This window comes from Pseudarthrobacter defluvii (assembly GCF_030323865.1).
Classification (GTDB): domain Bacteria; phylum Actinomycetota; class Actinomycetes; order Actinomycetales; family Micrococcaceae; genus Arthrobacter; species Arthrobacter sedimenti.
This window is the reverse complement of the sequence record NZ_CP066362.1, coordinates 1,235,863-1,256,861: the sequence shown is the minus strand read 5'-3', so window position 1 is coordinate 1,256,861 and position 20,999 is coordinate 1,235,863. Positions and strand designations below refer to the sequence as shown.

21 protein-coding genes are annotated in these 20,999 nt (G+C 66.3%); 13 read left to right on the top strand and 8 right to left on the bottom strand.

What is annotated here, in order from left to right:
• Positions 1–63: 63 nt before the first annotated feature.
• From JCQ34_RS05885 to manA, 4 genes are read left to right on the top strand one after another with little or no spacing between them, the layout of a single operon-like run.
• Positions 64–1,260, top strand: coding sequence for a 5-(carboxyamino)imidazole ribonucleotide synthase (locus JCQ34_RS05885; protein WP_286402841.1), 1,197 nt, complete (start codon positions 64–66; stop codon positions 1,258–1,260).
• The gene (gene purE, locus JCQ34_RS05880; RefSeq protein ID WP_142130661.1) at positions 1,257–1,838 is read left to right on the top strand and encodes a 5-(carboxyamino)imidazole ribonucleotide mutase; all 582 of its coding nucleotides are present in this window, start codon (positions 1,257–1,259) and stop codon (positions 1,836–1,838) included. Before JCQ34_RS05885 ends, purE begins: the two co-directional genes overlap by 4 nt.
• A 10-nt stretch (positions 1,839–1,848) precedes the next feature.
• Positions 1,849–3,498, top strand: coding sequence for an LCP family protein (locus JCQ34_RS05875; RefSeq protein ID WP_286402838.1), 1,650 nt, complete (start codon positions 1,849–1,851; stop codon positions 3,496–3,498).
• 54 nt (positions 3,499–3,552) lie between these two features.
• On the top strand, positions 3,553–4,797 hold the full coding sequence (gene manA / locus JCQ34_RS05870; protein ID WP_286402836.1) for a mannose-6-phosphate isomerase, class I: 1,245 nt from the start codon (positions 3,553–3,555) through the stop codon (positions 4,795–4,797).
• A gap of 75 nt (positions 4,798–4,872) precedes the next feature.
• Here manA and JCQ34_RS05865 read toward each other — a convergent pair whose 3' ends face one another.
• Positions 4,873–5,928 carry a lipid II:glycine glycyltransferase FemX gene (locus tag JCQ34_RS05865; protein ID WP_286402834.1) on the bottom strand — a complete coding sequence of 352 codons (1,056 nt, stop codon included), beginning with the start codon at positions 5,926–5,928 and terminating at the stop codon, positions 4,873–4,875.
• 86 nt (positions 5,929–6,014) lie between these two features.
• Positions 6,015–7,037, bottom strand: coding sequence for a class II fructose-bisphosphatase (gene glpX, locus JCQ34_RS05860; protein ID WP_200830737.1), 1,023 nt, complete (start codon positions 7,035–7,037; stop codon positions 6,015–6,017).
• 226 nt (positions 7,038–7,263) lie between these two features.
• Between glpX and JCQ34_RS05855 the strand changes: the two genes are divergently transcribed.
• The 5 genes from JCQ34_RS05855 (at position 7,264) to JCQ34_RS05835 (ending at position 12,565) form a co-directional block, all read left to right on the top strand.
• On the top strand, positions 7,264–7,944 hold the full coding sequence (locus JCQ34_RS05855) for a DUF4245 domain-containing protein (RefSeq protein ID WP_286402832.1): 681 nt from the start codon (positions 7,264–7,266) through the stop codon (positions 7,942–7,944).
• 10 nt (positions 7,945–7,954) lie between these two features.
• Positions 7,955–8,569: a carbonic anhydrase gene (locus JCQ34_RS05850; protein ID WP_286402830.1), complete on the top strand. Its 615-nt coding sequence runs from the start codon at positions 7,955–7,957 to the stop codon at positions 8,567–8,569.
• An 87-nt stretch (positions 8,570–8,656) separates the two neighbouring features.
• The gene (locus JCQ34_RS05845; protein ID WP_286402828.1) at positions 8,657–10,084 is read left to right on the top strand and encodes a class II fumarate hydratase; all 1,428 of its coding nucleotides are present in this window, start codon (positions 8,657–8,659) and stop codon (positions 10,082–10,084) included.
• A 130-nt stretch (positions 10,085–10,214) separates the two neighbouring features.
• Positions 10,215–10,883: a TetR/AcrR family transcriptional regulator gene (locus JCQ34_RS05840; RefSeq protein ID WP_286402826.1), complete on the top strand. Its 669-nt coding sequence runs from the start codon at positions 10,215–10,217 to the stop codon at positions 10,881–10,883.
• Entirely contained in the window at positions 10,880–12,565 is a 1,686-nt protein-coding gene (locus JCQ34_RS05835; protein ID WP_286402825.1) for an MDR family MFS transporter, read from the top strand. The genes JCQ34_RS05840 and JCQ34_RS05835 overlap by 4 nt, the downstream gene beginning before the upstream one ends.
• Before the next feature lie 151 nt (positions 12,566–12,716).
• Here JCQ34_RS05835 and JCQ34_RS05830 read toward each other — a convergent pair whose 3' ends face one another.
• On the bottom strand, positions 12,717–13,187 hold the full coding sequence (locus JCQ34_RS05830; protein ID WP_286402824.1) for an NUDIX hydrolase: 471 nt from the start codon (positions 13,185–13,187) through the stop codon (positions 12,717–12,719).
• A gap of 43 nt (positions 13,188–13,230) precedes the next feature.
• Complete coding sequence (locus JCQ34_RS05825; RefSeq protein ID WP_286402822.1) at positions 13,231–13,770, bottom strand: prepilin peptidase; 540 nt, start codon at positions 13,768–13,770, stop codon at positions 13,231–13,233.
• Between the two features lie 60 nt (positions 13,771–13,830).
• On the opposite strand from JCQ34_RS05825, the gene JCQ34_RS05820 reads away from it, so the two are divergent.
• Positions 13,831–14,625, top strand: coding sequence for a hypothetical protein (locus tag JCQ34_RS05820; protein ID WP_286402820.1), 795 nt, complete (start codon positions 13,831–13,833; stop codon positions 14,623–14,625).
• A 43-nt stretch (positions 14,626–14,668) separates the two neighbouring features.
• On the top strand, positions 14,669–15,316 hold the full coding sequence (locus tag JCQ34_RS05815) for a GNAT family N-acetyltransferase (RefSeq protein WP_286402818.1): 648 nt from the start codon (positions 14,669–14,671) through the stop codon (positions 15,314–15,316).
• 256 nt (positions 15,317–15,572) lie between these two features.
• Here the strand turns inward: JCQ34_RS05815 and JCQ34_RS05810 are convergent, their stop codons facing one another.
• Together JCQ34_RS05810 and JCQ34_RS05805 are read right to left on the bottom strand one after the other, a co-directional pair.
• Positions 15,573–16,991: a PhoH family protein gene (locus JCQ34_RS05810; RefSeq protein WP_286402816.1), complete on the bottom strand. Its 1,419-nt coding sequence runs from the start codon at positions 16,989–16,991 to the stop codon at positions 15,573–15,575.
• Positions 16,992–17,230: 239 nt separating this feature from the next.
• Positions 17,231–17,992, bottom strand: coding sequence for an isoprenyl transferase (locus JCQ34_RS05805; RefSeq protein ID WP_272910836.1), 762 nt, complete (start codon positions 17,990–17,992; stop codon positions 17,231–17,233).
• A 148-nt stretch (positions 17,993–18,140) separates the two neighbouring features.
• On the opposite strand from JCQ34_RS05805, the gene trhA reads away from it, so the two are divergent.
• The gene (gene trhA, locus JCQ34_RS05800; RefSeq protein WP_376976850.1) at positions 18,141–18,884 is read left to right on the top strand and encodes a PAQR family membrane homeostasis protein TrhA; all 744 of its coding nucleotides are present in this window, start codon (positions 18,141–18,143) and stop codon (positions 18,882–18,884) included.
• A 25-nt stretch (positions 18,885–18,909) separates the two neighbouring features.
• Here the strand turns inward: trhA and JCQ34_RS05795 are convergent, their stop codons facing one another.
• Together JCQ34_RS05795 and mca are read right to left on the bottom strand one after the other, a co-directional pair.
• Positions 18,910–19,263, bottom strand: coding sequence for a hypothetical protein (locus JCQ34_RS05795; protein WP_286404323.1), 354 nt, complete (start codon positions 19,261–19,263; stop codon positions 18,910–18,912).
• A gap of 96 nt (positions 19,264–19,359) precedes the next feature.
• Positions 19,360–20,265, bottom strand: a complete 906-nt coding sequence (gene mca, locus JCQ34_RS05790) for a mycothiol conjugate amidase Mca (protein WP_286402814.1) — start codon at positions 20,263–20,265, stop codon at positions 19,360–19,362.
• A 128-nt stretch (positions 20,266–20,393) separates the two neighbouring features.
• Here mca and JCQ34_RS05785 point away from each other — a divergent pair, with 128 nt between their 5' ends.
• The gene (locus JCQ34_RS05785; protein WP_286402813.1) at positions 20,394–20,852 is read left to right on the top strand and encodes a DUF4307 domain-containing protein; all 459 of its coding nucleotides are present in this window, start codon (positions 20,394–20,396) and stop codon (positions 20,850–20,852) included.
• Positions 20,853–20,999 lie beyond the last annotated feature (147 nt).

The window sequence follows — 20,999 nt, the reverse complement described above, 5'->3', positions numbered from 1 at the left end:
ATGTCCATCCCCCGCCGGGCCGCAAAAGCGTCGATCGGCCGCGTCTTCGGTAGGCTGGCACATGTGACTTTTCCAGTGATAGGCGTGGTTGGCGGCGGCCAGCTCGCGCGAATGATGGCCCCTGCCGCTACAGCCCTCGGCTTTGAACTCCGCGTCCTCGCGGAGGGTGAGGACGTGTCCGCAGTATCGGCAGTACCCACCACGCCGGTGGGCGACTACAAGGATCTGCAGACGCTCCTGGACTTTGCCAAGGGCCTGGACGTGATGACTTTCGACCACGAGCACGTGCCCACGGACCACCTCCGCGCACTGCAGGAGGCCGGAGTCAACGTCCAGCCCGGACCGGACGCCCTGGTCCACGCCCAGGACAAACTGGTCATGCGTGCAGCCATCGACCGGCTGGAACTGCCGAACCCCGCCTGGGCGTCGGTGGCCGACGTTGACGCGCTGGTGCGCTTCGGCGAGGAAATCGGCTGGCCCGTTGTCCTGAAGACCCCCCGCGGCGGATATGACGGCAAGGGCGTCCGGATCGTTGGCTCGGCGGAGGAGGCGGCCGGGACGGCCGACTGGTTCGCCGCCATGAGTCCCCTCCTGGCCGAGGCCAAGGTTGAATTTACGCGCGAGCTCTCGGCCCTCGTGGCCCGTACTCCCGACGGCGAAGCCCGTGCCTGGCCGGTGGTCCACACCATCCAGGTGGACGGTGTCTGCGACGAGGTGATCGCGCCCGCGCTGGATATCCCGCTGGAGGTTGCGGCCGCCGCGGAGGATGCCGCCCTGCGCATCGCCGCCGAGCTGGACGCGACTGGCGTCCTTGCCGTGGAACTCTTCGAAACGCCGGGCACCGGAGCGGGGTTCCTGATCAACGAACTTGCCATGCGGCCGCACAACACCGGCCACTGGACCCAGGACGGCTCCATCACCAGCCAGTTCGAACAGCACCTACGTGCCGTCCTGAACCTGCCCCTTGGCGCAACGGACGCACTGGCTCCCGTGACCGTGATGAAGAACTTCCTGGGCGGGGAAAACCAGGACCTGTACTCCGCCTACCCCATGGCACTCGCCGCCGAACCCGCCGCGAAAGTCCACTGCTACGGCAAATCGGTACGGCCGGGACGTAAGATCGGCCACGTCAACCTGGTGGGAAGTTCCACCGCGGAGGTGGACTCGGTCCGCCGCCGGGCCACAGCCGTGGCCGGCATCATCCGTGACGGACGGGTTTCCACCGAAGAACCTGCTGCGATTTTCGAGGAGAAGGCATGAGCGCCGAAGCCACCCCCGCCGCATCCGGCACCAGTCCCCTGGTGGGCCTGGTCATGGGCTCCGACTCGGACTGGCCGGTCATGGAGGCCGCGGCGGACGCCCTGGCCGAATTCGGCATTCCGTTCGAAGCGGACGTGGTCTCAGCCCACCGGATGCCCACGGAAATGATCCGGTACGGCCAGACGGCCCACGAACGTGGTTTGCGGGTGATCATCGCCGGCGCCGGCGGTGCCGCCCACCTGCCGGGCATGCTCGCCAGCGTCACGCCGCTTCCCGTTATCGGCGTCCCGGTTCCCCTGAAGACACTTGACGGGATGGACTCCCTGCTGTCCATCGTCCAGATGCCCGCCGGGGTGCCGGTGGCCACGGTTTCCATCGCCGGTGCGCGGAACGCCGGACTCCTGGCCGTGCGGATGCTCGCGTCGGGTACGGACGAGCTCGCCGCCTCCCTGCGCGCTGACCTCCTCGACTTCGCCGCCGACCTCAACGCCGTTGCCTCCCGCAAGGGCGCAAACCTCCGGCAGAAAGTCAGCGAAGTCTTCCCGGACGGCTCCGGCGCTCTTCGGGGCAGCCGTTAGGGCGGCGGGCATGGCCAGCAGCAGCAGCGTGCTCAACACCGGGGCCGGGGCGTCCCTGACAGACCCCGTCCGCTACCCGGTCAGCGCTTCCTCCCCGGTCCGTACAAAGCGCGCCTTCGTACTGGTCCTGCTGACGCTCCTGGTACCGGGCAGCGCGCAGCTCGTCGCGGGCGACCGGAAGCTGGGCCGGACCGCGCTGCGCGTCACGCTCTGTGTGTGGGCCATCCTGCTGCTTGCAGTGGTTCTGCTGCTGCTGGACCGGAGCATGGTCATCAGCATCGTGACCAACCCGGTCACATCGCTGGTGCTGGTGGTCCTGCTGGCTGCGCTGGCCCTCGGCTGGGCATTGCTGTTCCTCAACACCCTGAGGCTCATCCGCCCCGTCCTGCTGGCACCGAAGGCGCGCCCCGCCGTCGGCATCGCCCTGGTGGTTGCCCTGGTCCTGGGCAGCGGCTCCATGGGCTACGCCGCCTACCTGCTGAATGTGGGCCGCAATGCCATCGGCAACATCTTCTCGTCCGGCCCGGCGATCAAACCCGTGGACGGGCGCTACAACTTCCTCATGATGGGCGGCGACGCGGGCGATGACCGCACCGGCCGCCGTCCGGACAGCCTGTCCGTGCTGAGCGTGGACGCCGAGACCGGCCAGACCGCCATCATTTCGGTCCCTCGAAACTTCCAGAACGCGCAGTTCAGCGAGGGCTCCCCCATGCGCGCCCTGTACCCCGACGGCTACAACTGCGGCGACGAATGCCTCATCAACGCCATCAATACAGAGGTCACCAACGAGCACACCAACCTCTACCCCGGCGTGGCGGATCCAGGCGCGCAGGCAACCATGGAAGCCGTCTCCGGAACGCTCGGCATGCAGATCCAGTCCTACGTCCTGGTTGACATGCAGGGCTTCTCCACGCTGATCAATGCCATGGGCGGCATCCGGATCAAGGCCGGTGGGTGGGTTCCCATGAGCGGCTACTTCGACGAAACCACCAAGACCCACGGGATGCCCCTCGGCTGGATCCCGGCCGGGGACCAGACGCTCAACGGGGACCAGGCACTCTGGTACGGACGCTCGCGCGAATACGTTGATGACTACTCCCGCATCCAGCGCCAGCAGTGCGTGCAGCAGGCCATGCTGAAACAGCTCGATCCCACCACCCTGCTGTCCAAGTTCGAGGACATCGCCAGCGCGGGAACCAAGGTGGTGGAGTCCAACGTCTCCTCCGCCCAGCTGGGCAGCTTCCTGGACCTCGCCATCAAGGCACGGGGCAAGGACGTCAAGCGGCTCACCATTGGGCCGCCGGACTTTGACCCGTCCTTCTCCACGAACCCGGACTTCGACCAGATCCACGAGCGGGTCGACCAGCTGCTGGCGCAGGCATCCGCCAAGGGTGCACAGTCTGCAGGAATTCCCGACGACGGCACGGCAGTTCCAGGGGCAGGAGCCGGACATGTCCAGGCGGCAGGTCCCGTCCCCGCCACCCTGCCCACGGGCGGCAACGCTGTCCAGCAGCCCTCGCCGTCGGACTTCACCCCGGTGACCACCACGCCTGACGGCGAGCCGATCACCGAAGAGATGCTTACCCAGCTCAAGCTCGAAGGAAACGAAGAGGCCATCCGCCAGCTCGTGGCCACCAACGGACAGTGCCGCCCGCTCTAGCGACCACGGCGGCCGCCAAGTCATCAACGCCCATCCACAAGGAACGGAACGGTTTTGTACGAGATTGAGAACGTCCTCCGGGACTACGCCTGGGGTTCGACGACGGCCATCGCCTCGCTGCTGGGCCGTCCCGAGTCGGGGGGCCCGGAGGCCGAACTGTGGATCGGCGCCCACCCTGACTCTCCGTCGGTGGCGCAGGTGCCGGAGGACGGCACCCGGAGCCCCCTCGATGCGCTGATCTCGTCGGACCCGGAGCATTTCCTGGGCGCGGAGTCCGTCTCCGCCTTCGGGCCCCGGCTGCCGTTCCTGGCCAAGATCCTTGCGGCCGCGCAGCCGCTCTCCCTCCAGGTCCACCCCAGCCTGGAGCAGGCGCGGGAAGGCTTTGCGCGGGAGAACGCCGATGGTGTGGATGCCCATGCCCCGAACCGGAACTACAAGGACGACAACCATAAGCCGGAAATGATCTTCGCGCTTACTCCGTTCGAGGCGCTGTGCGGGTTCCGGCCTGCCGCCGAAACCCGGGAGGTCTTCCAGTACATCGCCCGTGCCTTCCCCGAGGGAGGCGGCTCCCCCGCGCTGGTCCAGGCCTTGATTGACGATCTGGCCGCCGCGGACGAAGGCGCAGGACTCCGCCAGGCCTTTGAGCGGCTGATCACCGGCGGGCAAGGCGTGGCGGAGGATACTGCCTTGGTGGTGGAAGCCCTGCTGTCGCGCGCTTCGCTCGCGCCGTACCAGGCCGAACTGGGCACCGTGATCAGCCTCAACGAAAAGTACCCGGGCGATCCCGGCGTGCTGATCTCGCTGCTGCTCAACCGGATCTCGCTGAAGCCCGGCGAAGCGGTCTACCTTCCCGCCGGGAACGTGCACGCCTACCTGCACGGGCTCGGCGTGGAGGTCATGGCGTCCTCGGACAACGTCCTGCGCGGCGGCCTGACGCCCAAGCACGTGGATGTCCCGGAACTCCTGAACACCATCAATTTCCACCCTGTGGCTGTGCCCATGCTGGATGCCGAGAAGACGGTAATGGGCCAGGAACTGTTCCGTCCGCCGTTCGAGGAGTTCCAACTGCAGCGCATCGAACTGGGGCCGGAGGCGGCCCCCGTACCCCTGGCCCAGTCCGGGGCTGCGGTGGTCATCGTGGTGGCCGGCGAAGTTTACCTTGATTCACCCAAAGGCGACCTGCAGCTGTCCAGGGGACGGAGCGCGTTCGTCGCGGCCGCGGAAGCCCCCATCAACGTCCACCGGGTGGCCGGAAGCGCGGAACCGGTGCTGGCCTTCGCGGTGACCACCGGGCTGTAGCCCACAGCAACAGAAAGGGGCGACGTCGGCACCCGCCCGGGCGGGTGCCGACGTCGCCCTTCTTTTTCGGTTCAGTCAGTTGCCCGGACGCAGTTTGCGGACCAGGGGCAGGACCCGCCCGGCTGCGTCCTTCACCAGCCGGCGCCCCTGCTGGAGGCCCTTGCGCGCCAGCGGCATGGCTTTGGCGTATACGGGGTAGAAGGGCGAGAGCGGCCTTTCCCACGTGCCCAGCAGCATGTTCTCATGCCGTGCGAACTGCTTCTTGAAGTCGGAGATGCCGTCGTTGAGCAGGCCGTTGAAGTCGTAGCGGCTGCAGCCGTCCTCTCGCATGGACTGCAGGGCGGCCCACTTCACGCCGTAGTTGACGCGCTGCTTCTGTCCTTCTGCGGAGACGCCGCCGTAAAGCTCAAAGGCGGTGGTGCCGCTGCGCGACAGCCAGGTAAACGCCAGCAGCTGCTCGCCGTCGAACGCGCCGATGATGGGCGAGGCGTCGCCGAGGTTGTGGAAGATGTCGCGGTAGTACTGGTCCTCGTGGATGCCGAAGCCCGCCCGCTCGGCGGTCTGGTGGTAGATGGCCAGGACCTGTTCCAGCTCGGAATCGTTCTTGACCTTGCGGAACTCGACGTCGCTGCGCATTGCCTTGCGGATGTTGGCGCGCGTGGACTTGGACATCTCCGCCATCAGCTCGTCGTCGGTCCGGGTGAGGTCCAGGATGAGCGTGCGCGGGATGAGCACGGTGTTGGTGGACTCCCGGAATCCGGCGGCGGCCACCGCGCCCGCGAATGCGGAGTCCTGGTCCCAGTCCGGTTCGATGCTGAGCGCCACGCCCTGGTGCCGGAGGGCAGCGTGTTCGGCGAGCCGGTTGAGGACCACCTGGGTGTGCTCCACGGAGCACATGGGGCCGCGCGGAATGTAGACCAGTGCCCGGAAGGGAACAGGAAGCTTGCGGACCAGCAACTGGGCGGCACCGATGGTTTCGTCCCCGGCTTTGACCAGGACGCGGTCCACGGACCAGCCGTGCGCCGCCTTGGTCTCGCCCCAGCCCCACAGCTGCTGCGGATGCCCCTGGAACCGGTCAACGTGCTCGTCCCAAAGGGCGCGGTCAGTACAGGGCACAACAGCAGGAATCATGGCTTAAACCCTATACCAACGCGTTAACGCAAAGCCCCGGGTGCGCGCACGCGCCCCGGGGCTCTGGAATCCTGCACTAACGGCAGTCAGTTCTTGCGGGCGTAGCCTTCCCACTTGCTGGCCTGGTGCTCACCCTCCACGAAGCGGATGGTGCCGGACTTGGAGCGCATCACGATGGACTGGGTCAGGACCTTGTCCTTGGAGTAGCGGACGCCCTTGAGCAGGTCGCCGTCGGTGATGCCGGTGGCGGCAAAGTAGCAGTTGTCGCTGGAGACGAGGTCGTTGGTGGACAGCACGCGCTCCAGGTCGTGGCCGGCGTCGATGGCCTTCTGCTTTTCCTCGTCGCTGGTGGGCCAGAGGCGGCCCTGGATGACGCCGCCCAGGGACTTGATGGCGCAGGCTGCCACGATGCCCTCGGGGGTTCCGCCGATGCCCATGAGCGCGTCCACGCCGGTTCCGGAGCGGGCCGCGGCAATGGCGCCGGCAACGTCGCCGTCCATGATGAATTTGGTCCGTGCTCCGGCTTCCCGGATTTCCTCCACCAGCGGGCGGTGTCGGTCGCGGTCAAGGATCATGACGTTGAGCTGGTTGACCTTGACGCCCTTGGCCTTGGCGATCAGGTGCAGGTTCTGCTTGACCGGCAGGCGCAGGTCCACCATGTCAGCGGCTTCGGGGCCGGTGACCAGCTTCTCCATGTAGAACACGGCGGAGGGATCGAACATGGAGCCACGCTCGGCAACAGCCAGGACAGCCAGCGCATTATTGATGCCCAGGGCGGTCAGGCGTGTTCCGTCGATGGGGTCAACAGCCACGTCCACCTCGGGGCCTGTGCCGTCGCCGACACGCTCCCCGTTGAACAGCATGGGGGCTTCGTCCTTTTCGCCTTCGCCGATCACCACGACACCATTGAAGTGGACGGTCTGCAGGAAGGAACGCATGGCGTCGACGGCTGCGCCGTCGGCGGTGTTCTTGTCGCCGAAGCCCACCCAGTGGCCGCCGGCAATGGCCGCGGCTTCGGTGACGCGGACAAGTTCAAGGGCGAGGTTGCGGTCCGGCTCGTCGTGGCCCACCGCAAGGGACGGTGAAATCGTGGAGTACTTCTGGGTCATGGACGCTGGTGACACGTGAACCTCTTCTTCGAGTGGCGATCATTGAACCCGCCCGCCGGTGCAGCAGAACGGTGATTCCTCTGCTATCGATCATAGTCGCGGCGCCGTGCCACGGGCGGCCCATGACGCAACCGCGCAATGTACCCCTGCAGCTGGCTGCGGTCCCCGGTCCGGGCCCGAATGGAAGTCCGGCTCCGGGATGGGCGACTATAGAGGGGTGAACGACATGCAGGAAGCCACCAGTCCCAGCTCCGGCGAGGCACAGCCCGAAGGCCGCCCCGCCGCTGCCGGCAGCAGTGCCGAAACCCCGGTTAAGCCCGTCATTCCGGCGGCCGCCGCCAAGCGGGCCAACGCCTCGGTGATCGGCATGATCATCGCCCTGGCGCTCAGCATCGCGGCATTCCTGCCTGTTGTCCTCATGAATCCCCAGCCCAAAGGCGAAAGCTTCCGGCCGGACGTCGATGTTGCGTCCGTGGCACGGAATGCTGCGGATGTGGCCGGATTCACACCGGTTGCGCCGGACACCGGCAACGCGTTCCGCGCCAACTACGCCCGGTGGGAGGCCGGAACGGCCAGCGGCGTGCCCACGTGGGAGGTTGGCTACCTGACCCCCAAGACGTCCTTTATCGGCCTGGTGCAGACAACGAAGGCCAACCCCACCTGGCTCCTCCAGCAGACCAAGAACGCACCCGTCACAGGGACCCGGAATGCCGGCGGCAAGGACTGGGAACTGCGGGATACCGGCAAGGGCGAAAAATCGATGATCCTGAACTACAGGGGCAGCACCGTCGTCCTCTCCGGCGCCGCGCAACTTGACGAATTCGCGGCGCTGGCTGCCGCCGTCGTGGCCTCCCTTGACGCCAACCCGGCCGTCACAGTTTCCCCCTCCGCCCCTGCCGCGCCTTAATGTAGTAAGCATGGCTACTAACCTGACCCCTGCACTGGCATGGCGCCGCCTGCGCGAAGGCAACGAACGTTTCGTCAACGGCGAGTCCAACCATCCGAACCAGAACGCCTCACGGCGCTCCTCGCTGGTGGAGACCCAGAACCCGTTCGCGGTGATCTTCGGCTGCTCCGACTCCCGGCTTGCGGCTGAGATCATTTTCGACGTCGGCCTGGGCGACGTCTTCGTGGTCCGAACCGCCGGGCAGGTGATTGACGACGCCGTCCTCGGCTCCCTGGAATACAGCGTCGCCGTACTGGGGGTGCCGCTGATCGTGGTGCTTGGGCACGACAACTGCGGGGCCGTCACGGCCACCCGGGACGCCGTTGAGACCGGCGAGATGCCGGCGGGGTTCATCCGCGACCTCGTGGAACGCATCACCCCCTCCGTCCTCACTTCCCTGCGGAACAACCAGACCGAGGTCAACGACATGGTGGTGGAAAACGTCAAGCAGATGTCGCAGCGCCTCGCGGACAGCTCGCGTGTGATTTCCACCGCAATCGAAGAAGGCCGGACCGCAGTCATCGGTCTCTCCTACCGGCTGGCAGAGGGCCGCGCCGACCTTGTTTCCGGAATCGGCGAGCTCTAGAAGCAACCTGCCGGCGGTCCAGCGGGCCGCCGGCAATCCACCCTTAACGGTTTTCGATGGGGCGCCGGATCGCCATAAGCTAGCCCCATGACTTCCACTGAAGAGTTCCGCATTGAACATGACACGATGGGCGAAGTCCGCGTCCCCGTGAACGCACTGTACCGCGCGCAGACGCAGCGGGCAGTGGAGAATTTCCCCATCTCCGGCAAGACCCTGGAGCGCACCCACATCGAGGCCCTGGCCCGGGTCAAGAAGGCCGCAGCCCAGGCCAACGCCGAACTGGGCGTGCTCGACGGCGAGCTGGCCAAGGCGATTGCAGACGCAGCCGATGAGGTGGCCGCCGGCAAGTACGACGGCGACTTCCCCATCGACGTCTTCCAGACCGGTTCCGGCACCTCGTCGAACATGAACACCAACGAGGTCCTGGCAGAGCTGGCCACCCGCGCCCTGAAGGCCGCCGGCAGCGACAAGGTGGTCCACCCGAACGACCATGTCAACGCCTCGCAGTCCTCCAACGACGTCTTCCCGACATCCGTTCACGTGGCCGCCACCTCCGCGCTGATCAACGACCTCATTCCCGCCCTGGGCTACCTGGCAGAGTCGCTGGAGCGCAAGGCCGTTGAGTTCAAGGACGTCGTCAAGTCCGGCCGCACCCACCTGATGGACGCCACCCCGGTGACCCTGGGCCAGGAGTTCGGCGGCTACGCGGCACAGGTCCGTTACGGCATCGAGCGCATCAACGCCTCCCTCCCCCGCGTGGCAGAGGTTCCGCTGGGCGGCACCGCCGTGGGCACCGGCATCAACACCCCCGCCGGTTTCCCGGAGCGCGTCATCGAGCTGCTCGCCACGGACACCGGCCTGCCGCTGACCGAGGCCCGCGACCACTTCGAGGCCCAGGCCAACCGCGATGGCCTGATCGAGGCCTCCAGCCAGCTGCGCAACATCGCCATCTCCTTCATGAAGATCAACAACGACCTTCGCTGGATGGGCTCCGGCCCCAACACGGGCCTGGGCGAAATCGCACTTCCCGACCTGCAGCCCGGCTCCTCGATCATGCCCGGCAAGGTCAACCCGGTCATCTGCGAGGCCTCCATCATGGTGGCAGCCCAGGTCATCGGCAACGACACCGCCATCGCCTGGTCCGGGACCAACGGCGCCTTCGAGCTCAACGTGGGCATCCCCGTCATGGCCGCCAACCTGCTGGAGTCCATCCGTCTGCTGGCCAACACCAGCCGGGTCATGGCGGACAAGATGATCGACGGCATCACCGCCAACGTGGAGCGCGCCCGCTTCCTGGCCGAGGCGTCGCCGTCCATCGTGACGCCGCTGAACAAGTACATCGGCTACGAGAACGCCGCCAAGATCGCCAAGACCGCCGTCAAGGAGGGCCTGACCATCCGCCAGGCCACCGAGAAGCTGGGCTTTGTCGGCGAGGGCGAGGGCAAGGTGTCCGAGTCCGACCTCGACAAGGCACTGGACGTCACCACCATGACGGCCCCGGCCCACAAGGCATAAACGCACCCAGCCCCCGACGGCGGCCGGCACCTTTCGCAGGAAAGGCGCCGGCCGCCGTCGTACTTTAAGGAACCTGCAGTTCGGAAGCAGAAGTTTGCACTCAAGCGATTTTAGTGCAAAAATTTACTTTGTGACTGATAGTGCAATTTCTGACGGCCTGCGCGAGCGCAAGCGGACGGCCACCCGGACCGCCATTACCTCCGCTGCCCGCGCCCTCACCTCCGAGAAGGGCCTCAACGGCTACACCGTGGAGGAAGTCTGCGAGGCGGCCGGGATCTCCCGCCGGACCTTCTTCAACTACTTCCCCACCAAGGAAGACGCCATCATCGGCCACGCCGAGGACGACGTTCCGGCCGATGTCATCGAGGAATTCGTGGCCGGTGCCGCTGGCTCCCGCGCCGGTGAAATTTCGCCCACCCTGTTCAGCGACCTGGTCCGGCTCTCCCTGCGCCTGGCCGAAGGAATGACGGAGTCCGAGGAAGAAACCCGGCAGTTGATCGGGGTCGTCAAAAAGGAACCGCAGCTCATCCTGAAAATCATCGGAGTCACGGAACAGCGCGAAGCCCAGTTCGCCCGGGACGTAGCCAGGCGTGAAGGGGTAGCCCCCGACCACCCCGTGGTGCAGATGGCAGTTGTGCTGCTCAGCACCATCGCCCGCAAGAGCAGCATGGCCTACTTCTCCGACGGCAACACCCGCAGCTACCCGGACCTGCTCATGGAAAACATTTCGGCCGCAAGCCTGCTCTTCTCCCAGCCCTTCGAAACCCCGGATCCCGCCTCCGCAAAAGGACAATCATGAGTACCGCCACCACCAAAGCGCCGGCAGGGCCCCTGCTGCTGACGCAGAAACGCATCTGGATCATTTTCTCCGCGCTGATCGCCGGCATGCTGCTCTCCAGCCTGGACCAGACCATCGTCTCCACGGCGATGCCCACCATCGTGGGCAAGCTCGGCGGGGTGGAGCACCAGGCATGGATCACCACGGCCTACCTGCTGGCCACCACCATTGTGATGCCCATCTACGGCAAGTTCGGTGACATCCTGGGCCGGCGCAACCTCTTCCTGGTTGCCATCGCCCTCTTCACCCTGGCCTCGGTGGGCTGCGCCCTTGCCACGGACTTCTGGGGCTTCGTCATTTTCCGGGCCATCCAGGGCCTGGGCGGCGGCGGCCTGATGATCCTGTCCCAGGCCATCATCGCGGACATCGTTCCCGCCAAGGAACGCGGCAAGTACATGGGCCCGCTGGGCGCCATCTTCGGCCTTTCCGCCGTGGCCGGGCCGCTGCTGGGCGGCTTCTTCGTGGACCACCTGACCTGGGAATGGGCTTTTTACATCAACATCCCGGTTGGCCTCGCGGCTTTCGCCATTGCCTGGTTCGCCCTTACCCTGCCCAACAAGAAGGCAGAAAAGCGGATCGACGTCCTGGGCGTCGTCCTGCTGTCCGCCGCCACCACCTGCCTGATCTTCTTCACGGACTTCGGCGGGAAGAAGGAGGAAGGCTGGGATTCCCCGCTGACCTGGGCCTTTGGTGCGGGCCTGCTGGTTTCTGCCGCCGCCTTCGTCATGGTGGAGCGCCGCGCCGAGGACCCCATCATTCCGCTGAGCCTGTTCCGGAACCGGATCTTCATCAATGCCACCGCCATCGGCTTCACCCTCGGCCTGGGCATGTTCTCCGCCATCGCCTTCGTCCCCACGTTCCTGCAGATGTCCTCCGGCACCTCCGCCGCCGAATCGGGCCTGCTGATGCTGCCGATGATGGCGGGCCTCATGGGCACCTCCATCTACTCGGGCATCCGGATCTCCAAGACCGGCAAGTACAAGATGTTCCCCATCCTGGGCGCGGTCTTCACCATGGCCGCCATGCTCTGGATGACCACCCTTGCCGCCAGCACCCCCATCTGGGTCATCTGCCTTCAGCTGTTCGTCTTCGGCGCAGGCCTGGGCCTGATCATGCAGGTAGTGGTCCTGGTGGTCCAGAACTCCGTCCCGGCAGACCAGATCGGCACCGCCACCAGCACCAACAACTACTTCCGCGAGGTCGGGGCCGCCATGGGTGTGGCCGTGTTCGGTTCCATCTTCACCACCCGGCTCTCGGAAGCCCTTACCAGCGCCTTCACGGGGGCAGGAGCCTCAGCAGAGCAGGCCGGGCAGTCCACCCGGACCCTGGACCCGCAGGCGCTGAACCAGCTGCCGGAACAGCTGCGCAACGCAATCGTGAACGCCTACGCCGATTCCCTGGCACCGGTGTTCTGGTACCTGCTCCCCTTCATCGCCGTGGCACTGCTCCTGGCCATCACGCTGAAGCAGATCCCGTTGTCGGACACCGCCGGTATGGTGGCACGCGGCGAGGCGGTGGGCGGAGAGGAAGCCGAGCGGCTCGCCGCCGGGCTTCCCGGCGCCGCTGCCGGCACCGACGGCGCTGGGCGTGACGGGGACATCGTGAAGGACGACGACGGCGAGCTGGTTTCCCAGGGCCGCTGACCGCCGTCGGAGCTTGGCCTGGCTGTTGCCGGGCCGGCTGCCGGGGCTTGCCGCCTGCAACTGGCAGGCAAGAGACCAACAGGGTCGCCGCAATCTTGGGGGTTGCGGCGCCCCTGTTTCTTTTTGTGCCTGTGCCGCCCCACAGGAGGGGTTATGGCTCGAAGTGGACGGCCCCGGAGGGGGCCAGGGCCTGGCGGATGCTGGTGAGGTGCCCGGGCATGAGTTCGGGAAGTTCATCGAGGCTGAACCAGCCAACGGCCAGCGATTCGTCGTCATTGACCCTGGCCTCGCCGGAGACGTAACGGCACAGGAACACGACGTCCAGGAACTCGCAGACGTCGCCATTGGGGTAGGTGACCGGGCCTACTGCGCCCACGGACACCACGCGTTCTGCCTCCGCCACCACGGCCGTTTCCTCAAAAATCTCCCGGACCAGGCCCCGCGCGGGCTGCTCCCCCGGATCCAGCATCCCGCTGACGAGCGCCCACTGCCGGTTGTCCGCCCGTTGGGCCAGCAGGATCCGGCCGGCATCATCCACCACCACACCCCTGACCCCGGGAACCCAGAGGGGATCGTTGCCGATCTTCTTGCGCAGCTTCAGGACGTATTCGGGTGCAGGCATAACCACAGCCTATCCAACAGGTCCTTGAGGCACCGCAGAACGCTCAGGCGGGCAGCAGCATGGCGGCTGCGGCCCCGGCGAGCATGAACGGACCGAACGGGATGGACGACTTCAGGGTTCCCCGCCGGGCCGCCAGCAGCGCCAGGGACCACAGGCCGCCCAGCAGGAAAGCCAGGAAGGTTCCCGCGAACAGGTGCCCCCAGCTGAGGTAGCCAAGGTACATCCCCAGTACTCCAGCGAGCTTGACGTCGCCAAAGCCCATGCCCGGCGGATAGATGAACCGGAGGACGAAATAGAACAGCCACAGCACTCCTGCCCCAGCCACCACGCGAAGGGCAGGGACGGCCAGGATCCCGCCGGTGTTCTCCGCCGCCGGGCCGGCCCAGGTTGCCGCGGCGGCTGCCAGCAGGAGCGCCCCGGCCACTCCGTAGGACGGGAAGACGATCTTGTTGGGCAGGAGGTGGTGCCGGACATCGATGATGGTGAGCCGGACGGCCATCACCGCAAAGTACAGGCAGGCCGCCAGGACCAGCCAGAAGGCCAGCGGGGTGTGCTGCCAGAGGTCGCCGAGTCGTCCGATCACTCCTCGGATGCTACTGGATCCACCCATTCCAGCCGTAGCGCCCCCGCGTAAAATGTGGATATGTCCACCTGGGACTCCCGCCGCCGCCCGGATCCGGGCCCTCCAGCCGCCCCCGCGGACCTGGCCGGCATGTTCCGGAACCTGTGCCGTTCATCCCCTTGGAAGTGGCAGTCGCTGAGGTTTGAGTACTGGGACCAGGCCTTTGAGTCAGCACCGGCTCCCGGCGCTCCCTTTGTCCGTGCCTGGTTGCGGCGGCCCGGCGCGCTCAGGCTGGAAAGCCCGGAAGGCCTGGTCCTGCACAGCACCAGGGGCATCAACGATTCCAGGGCCGATTTCTATGTGAGGGCCACCCGAAAATCCTGGCTCCTGCCTCCCCACCTGGTCACCCCGGTCTACGACGACGGCGGCCTGGTGCGCCGCCGTCCCGAAGCTGCCTACGGCGAACCCGGGTTCGGCAACGGCCGTTTTGCGGCTGCGCTTGACCCCGTGGAACTCGCCGGCAATGCCCCCGTACCCATCGAATTCCCCGGCAGCAACGCCCTGGATATCCGTGAGGTCCGGCAGGTCGACCACGAAGGCCGGCCCGCCCTGGAGGCCGTAGTGGCTCCCAACGCCGCCTACCGGCCCGGTGACCCGGCCGCTCCCCTGTGCCTTCCGGGCACTTCCCGGCTCCGCTTGGACGCCGGCACCGGCGTATGCGTCTCCAGCACATCTCTCGAGGCCGGCTCGGAGGCATACGGCCACTGGATCCGGATCCTTGCCGTGGACGAATACATGCTCGATGACCTGTTCCTCGCCCAGTCCATGAACCTCACCGACGTCCGCAAACACATCAGCTGGGACATTCCCGCCTGAGCGTGACAGGTCCTCCTGGCCCCCGGTCGGCTAGGCTTCGCGGATGACGACGATGAGCTCCATCTGGCCCCTGTTCGACCTCACCCTCACCACGCCCCGGCTGGAACTCCGTCCCATCACCGACCAGGACATCCCCGCAGCCGTCGACGCCGCCCGCAGTGGGATCCACCAGCCGGACAGGAACCCTTTCAGCACCCCCTGGACCGAGCTTCCCGACGACGAGCTCGGCCCCAACATGGCCCGCTGGTACTGGCGCTGCAGGGCCGAATGCACGCCGGAGAACTGGACGCTGCTTTTGGGTATCTGGCACGACGGCCAGTTCATCGGCTGCCAGGACGTGGGCGCCAAGGACTTCGCAGCACGGAAGACAGTCAGCACCGGCTCCTGGCTCAAGCAGTCCGTCCAGGGCCGTGGCCTGGGCAAGGAGATGCGTGCCGCCGTCGTCCTCTGGGCCTTCGACTGGCTCGGCGCAGAAGTCGCCGAATCCGAAGCCGCCGCCTGGAACGAAGCCTCCCTCGGCGTCTCCCGCTCCCTCGGCTACGAACTCAACGGCACCACCCGCAAAGCCTGGGGCACCAAAGTCGAAACACTCCAGCACGTCCGCCTCACCCCGGACACGTTCAAGCGCCCCGACTGGGAACTGAAGGTAGAGGGCCACGAGGCGGCGGCCAAGTTCCTCAAGGTGACTTGACTACACAAGGCCGGCCCAAGTCCTTCGCGTAGGAGCGCATCGCCGACCAGAGCGTTGCGCAGGTCGCCCAGCGACCGCAGGTGCCCCCACGCGGTGTAAGCGTCGTCCCGAGGGACCCGACGCGAGCTTGCGAGCGTTGGGAAGGGACCTACGCGCTAAGCGACGGCGAAGGGCTTGGGGCGGACGTACCCGGCCACGGACACGCACGAAGGCCGTGGCCCGGCGAACCCGGCCACGGCCCCTTGCTTAGGTGAGGTCAGCCCTCCAGGAGCTCTGTCACCAGGGCGGCGATTGGCGAGCGTTCCGAGCGGGTCAGGGTGACGTGGCCGAAGAGCGGGTGTCCTTTCAGGGTCTCGACGACGGCGGCGATCCCGTCGTGGCGTCCGACGCGGAGGTTGTCCCGCTGGGCGACGTCGTGGGTGAGGACGATCTTGGAGTTCTGCCCCATGCGGCTCATGACCGTGAGGAGGACGTTCTTTTCGAGGGACTGGGCCTCGTCCACGATCACGAAGGCGTCGTGGAGGGAGCGTCCGCGGATGTGGGTGAGGGGCATGACCTCGAGCATGCCGCGGTCCATGACCTCCTCCACCACTTCCTGGCTGACCAGGGCACCGAGGGTGTCAAAGACTGCCTGCGCCCACGGGTTCATCTTCTCGGACTCCGAACCCGGCAGGTAGCCCAGCTCCTGGCCGCCCACCGCATAGAGGGGCCGGAAGACGATCACCTTGCGGTGTTCGCGCCGTTCCAGCACGGCCTCGAGGCCCGCGCAGAGGGCCAGCGCAGACTTGCCGGTGCCGGCGCGGCCACCGATGGAGACGATGCCGACGCCGGGATCCATCAGCATGTCGATGGCCAGCCGCTGCTCGGCGGACCGGCCGTGGAGGCCGAAGACGTCACGGTCGCCCTTGACCAGGCGGACCTGCTTGTCGGCACCTACCCGGCCCAGCGCCGAGCCGCGGTTGGAGAGCAGCACCAGCCCGGTGTTGACGGGCAGTTCGGCGGCGGCTGGGATGAAGACGGGCTCGTGGCCGTACAGGGTCGCGATCTCCTGCTCGTCGGCTTCGATTTCGGCGACACCCGTCCAGCCGGAGTCCTTGACCAGTTCGTTGCGGTACTCGTCGGCGGTGAGCCCCATGGCTGAGGCTTTGACCCGCATGGGCAGGTCTTTGGAGACGACGGTGACGTCGCGTCCCTCGTTGGCCAGGTTCTTGGCCACGGCGAGGATGCGGCTGTCGTTGTCGCCGCTGCGGAAGCCCAGCGGCAGTACCTCTGCGGAGATGTGGTTGAGCTCCACCATGAGCGTGCCGCCCTCATCGCCGATGGGCAGGGGCTGGTTCAGACCGCCATGCTTGACCCGGAGATCGTCCAAAAGCCGAAGGGCCTTCCGGGCGAAGTAGCCCAGCTCGGGGTCGTGCCGCTTGGCTTCGAGTTCGGTGATGACGACGACGGGGACAACCACCTCGTGTTCGGCGAACCGCAGGAGAGCGCGGGGATCGGAGAGCAGGACGGAGGTGTCGATGACGAAGGTGTGGATGTCGGCTTCCCTTCCGGAGACAGCAAAACCGGCCGCAGCATCAGTTGCCGCGCCGGTTTCAAAGGTGGTTCGCTCATCGCGAGAGGTAGCTTTCCCGCCCTGTCCAACCAGGACCTCGGGCAGTTGTTCAGAAGTAGCCACATCGACTCCAGCCCCGGGCGCAAGCCCGGAATTGTTATTGGTGAGGCGGCTCGGCCACGAGGCCGGATCCGGCCTCCCATACAACCGGTGCGATGTTTCGCTCCATGTACTGGCCTCCCCGATCAGCCGGCGGTTTTGCCTGCTGATGGATATAACGTAAATCCACTGAGGGTGATTTCCGCAACTATTTGGCGGCGATTTCTCCGGCGGATGTATGAACTCCTGGTGAACCTGGTGTTTCAGGCGCCGAAGCGCCGCTGCCGGCCCGCGTAGTCCCGCAGGGCACGGAGGAAATCCACCTTGCGGAAGGCCGGCCACAGGGCCTCGCAGAAGTAGAACTCGCTGTAGGCGCTTTGCCACATGAGGAAGCCTGAAAGCCGCTGCTCCCCCGACGTCCTGATGACCAGGTCGGGGTCGGGCTGGCCCCGGGTGTAGAGGAAGCGTGAGATGTCATCGACACACAGGTCATCGGCAAGCTTGGAGATGTCCATGCCCTTGGCGACGGCATCATGCAGCAGTTCCCGGACGGCGTCCACGATCTCCCGGCGGCCCCCGTACCCCACGGCCACGTTGACGTGGATCTTCTCCCGGACCGGGGTCCTGGCCGTGAGCTTGTTGAGCCGCTCGGCCAGGTAGTCGGGGAGCAGCTCAGGAGCACCCATGGCGTGGACAGAAATGTTGGCGTCCTCGTCCAGCCGGTCCAGCGTGTTGGCGATGATGCCCATGAGGAGGTCGAGTTCCTCACTGGAGCGGTTCATGTTGTCTGTGGACAGCATGTACAGCGTCACCACTTTGACGCCGAGCTCCTGGCACCAGCCGAGGAATTCATGGATCTTGTCAGCGCCGGCCTGGTGGCCCTGGCTGGTGGGTGCATTGAACTGTTTGGCCCAGCGGCGATTGCCGTCCACCATGACACCGATGTGCCGGGGAATACGGTCCCGCGGGAGGTCCTTGAGCAGCCGGCGCTCGTAATAGCCATAGAGGAACCCGGGTAACTCCACGCGTCCACTCACCTGACTTTCCTGCCGTACGTACATCCACATCCTAGGCTACCGCCCGCGGAACCCCGGGACCTGCAGCACGGGACGACAGTCCTTCCGGCGTTGTTACCGACGGGTAACTTACCTGGCCGTAAGTTATTCTGGTGGCATGAACAGCGACTCCCCCAAGGCCTCCCCGGCACCCCGGCCGGAGGACCGGAACGCGGGCCCGGAACCGGAATCCAGCGCCGTGGATGATGCCGCCGTCCGCCTGGCGGAACTGCTCATGATCAAACCGAAGTGGCGGGGCTGGATCCACACGGTCGCGGCGCCGCTGGCCTTGGCCGCAGGCATCATCCTGGTGGCCCTTGCCCCCACTACGGACCGGAGGATCACCTCGGCCGTCTACGCCGCCACCGGCGTCCTGCTGTTCGGAGTCAGCGCCGTTTACCACCGCGGCAACTGGTCCCCGCGGGTGAAGCTCGTCCTGAAGCGGCTGGACCACACCAACATCATGCTGGTGATCGCCGGTACGTACACACCGCTGGCGTGGACGCTCCTGGAACGCCAGCAGGCAGTTGTGCTCCTATGGGTAATCTGGACCGGGGCCATCCTTGGCGTACTGTTCCGGCTGCTGTGGACTGACGCGCCCCGCTGGCTCTACGTGCCCATCTACATCGCGCTGGGCTGCGGCGCCCTGTTCTACCTGCCGCAGTTCTTCCAGGCAAGCGTCCCCGCGGCCGTACTGATCTGCGTGGGCGGCGTCCTCTACATCACCGGCGCGGTTTTCTATGCCCTGAAAAAGCCAAATATCAGTTACTACCACTTCGGGTTCCACGAACTGTTCCACGCATTGACGGTGTTCGCCTTCGCCGCCCACTTCGTGGCGATCGCGCTGGCGGTCCTCTCCTAGGGACTGCACGTCCCCTGGCACATGCCTACTCGCGCGGCCGCGAAAGCCCGTCCGCCGGACCGTTTCCGCTGGAATCCTGTGCAGAAGGGTTCGCTGACGGGTGCGTGCCGCCGTCGAGCCCGTCCTGGGCGTCCGCGGCGTCAACGTCGGCCGCAGCCGCCGCCGCCATGCGCTCTTCCTCCACCTGGGCGCGGTAACGCACCCTGCGGATCCGCCGCACCATGTCCACAATGAGCAGGGCGGTTGCCACCACAAAGAAGGCCGTCATGATGAACCCCAGCAGGCCCGGCGTCACCTGGTCCTCCGAGATGCCGTCCCTGAGCGTTGGGGTCGGCATCGGGGTCGGTGTAGTGGCGAGGGCGAGGAGCAGAGAATGCACGGTGGATACCTTCTGGTGGAACGGATGCAGCAGGCAGCGGACGAAAGGGGCCGTCACCGGCCTATCTTCTACGCGGGATAGAAATAGCCTGCCTGTCTATCTTAGCCCGGTAAACAGATCCTTTTCAGGGAGCTCCGAGTGCACCCGCGAGTGGATCAGCGAATAGTCCTCCCATGGCCAGACGCGGCGCTGCATGTCCGGCGAAACAGCAAAGAAGAACCCGAGGGGGTCCACCTGTGTTCGGTGGGACCGCAGCGCGTCGTCGCGCGTTTCAAAGAAGTCGCCGCAATCGATCTGCGTGGTGGTGGGGTGCGCCGCCGGCGGCGGGGTGTGCCCCTCGGCGTCGGACTCCAGCCAGGCAGCCAGGCGTTCAGCGTAGGGCGACTGCAGCCCTGCCTCTTCCAAGGCAAAGTGCAGCGCCCGGAACCGCTCGGGGCTGAAGGCGCGGTCGTAGTAGAGCTTGCTGGGTTCCCAGGCCTCCCCGGCGTCCGGATAGCGGTTGGGATCGCCGGCGGCCTCGAAGGCTTCAACAGCTACTCTGTGCGCCATTATGTGGTCCGGGTGCGGGTACCCGCCGTTCTCGTCATAGCTGAGGATGACGTGCGGCTTGAAGGAGCGGACCAGCCGAACCAGGGGCGCTGCCGCCTGGTGCAGCGGCAAGGTGGCGAAGGAGCCGGCGGGGAGCGGCGGCAGCGGGTCGCCTTCGGGAAGGCCCGAGTCGACAAAGCCGAGCCACCTCTGGCGGATGCCCAGGATGGCAGCGGCCCGCTGCATCTCGAGCCGCCGGGCGCCTGCCATGTCACGCTTGGGGTGCGGTTCACCTTCGACGGCGGGGTTTTGGATGTCGCCCCGGGAGCCGTCCGTGCAGGTTGCTACCAGGACGTCCACTCCGGCGGCAGCGTACATCGCCATGGTCGCAGCACCCTTGCTGGATTCGTCGTCCGGGTGGGCATGGACCGCGAGCAGCCGAAGCGGCACCTGGGAGTTGCTGGACGCTGTCATGGAAGGGACGGCTCCTTATTCTTCTTCTGTGGCTTGTGGCAGCTGACGGATCGTGGTCGCGGGGCATTGCCTCACCGGCAGTCGCAGCCACCGCAAGGCGGCGGCGGAAAGGGCACTAAACTGGTCTGGTGACTTCCCCGGACCAGCCGGCCCAACCCGCGCCCGCAGACTCTAGCCTAGCCAATCGGTATGGTGCTAAAAAGCGCCGGCTCTCCCCCAAGGGCGCCCGCGCTGTAATCGCCGTCGTGCTGGCCGTGGGAATCGGCTTCCTGGCCTGGGTCACCACCTCCAATTCGCTTTCCGGCGTGACGTACAAGGACGTGGGGTACAGCACCACCGATGCCACGCTTGCCGAGGTGGACTTCCAGGTCACCCGCGAACCGGCCAACCCGGTCAAGTGCGCCGTAAAGGCCCTTGATTCCAAATTTGCCGTGGTGGGCTGGAAAGTGGTGGACATTCCGCCAACCGCGGGCAATGGAACTCCCGACGGCGGCAGGACAGTGGCCCAGCGCGTCACCTTGCGCACGGAGTCGGCGTCCGTCTCCGGCGTGGTGGACAGCTGTTGGATCCCCGGCGCAGAGTCTTGAGGCATGTGATCTGCGACGCTTCCCTGTTGGGTTATCTCCAGAGGATTGACTACAATGGAGAGATACCTTTACCCCGCTGAGCTGGTTACTGTTCCACAAGTGGCCACCGTGGCGGGGTCTTTTGCATGTAGGACCACTAGAGGAGAA

Excerpts from the sequence above, each read along its gene's own strand:
- JCQ34_RS05845 (WP_286402828.1), top strand. The coding sequence starts at position 8,657 with ATGACTTCCACTGAAGAGTTCCGCATTGAACATGACACGATGGGCGAA.
- JCQ34_RS05850 (WP_286402830.1), top strand. The coding sequence starts at position 7,955 with ATGGCTACTAACCTGACCCCTGCACTGGCATGGCGCCGCCTGCGCGAA.
- glpX (WP_200830737.1), bottom strand. The coding sequence starts at position 7,037 with ATGACCCAGAAGTACTCCACGATTTCACCGTCCCTTGCGGTGGGCCAC.
- JCQ34_RS05835 (WP_286402825.1), top strand. The coding sequence starts at position 10,880 with ATGAGTACCGCCACCACCAAAGCGCCGGCAGGGCCCCTGCTGCTGACG.
- JCQ34_RS05815 (WP_286402818.1), top strand. The coding sequence starts at position 14,669 with ATGACGACGATGAGCTCCATCTGGCCCCTGTTCGACCTCACCCTCACC.
- JCQ34_RS05865 (WP_286402834.1), bottom strand. The coding sequence starts at position 5,928 with ATGATTCCTGCTGTTGTGCCCTGTACTGACCGCGCCCTTTGGGACGAG.
- JCQ34_RS05830 (WP_286402824.1), bottom strand. The coding sequence starts at position 13,187 with ATGCCTGCACCCGAATACGTCCTGAAGCTGCGCAAGAAGATCGGCAAC.
- purE (WP_142130661.1), top strand. The coding sequence starts at position 1,257 with ATGAGCGCCGAAGCCACCCCCGCCGCATCCGGCACCAGTCCCCTGGTG.
- JCQ34_RS05875 (WP_286402838.1), top strand. The coding sequence starts at position 1,849 with ATGGCCAGCAGCAGCAGCGTGCTCAACACCGGGGCCGGGGCGTCCCTG.
- mca (WP_286402814.1), bottom strand. The coding sequence starts at position 20,265 with ATGACAGCGTCCAGCAACTCCCAGGTGCCGCTTCGGCTGCTCGCGGTC.
- trhA (WP_376976850.1), top strand. The coding sequence starts at position 18,141 with ATGAACAGCGACTCCCCCAAGGCCTCCCCGGCACCCCGGCCGGAGGAC.
- JCQ34_RS05855 (WP_286402832.1), top strand. The coding sequence starts at position 7,264 with ATGCAGGAAGCCACCAGTCCCAGCTCCGGCGAGGCACAGCCCGAAGGC.
- JCQ34_RS05820 (WP_286402820.1), top strand. The coding sequence starts at position 13,831 with ATGTCCACCTGGGACTCCCGCCGCCGCCCGGATCCGGGCCCTCCAGCC.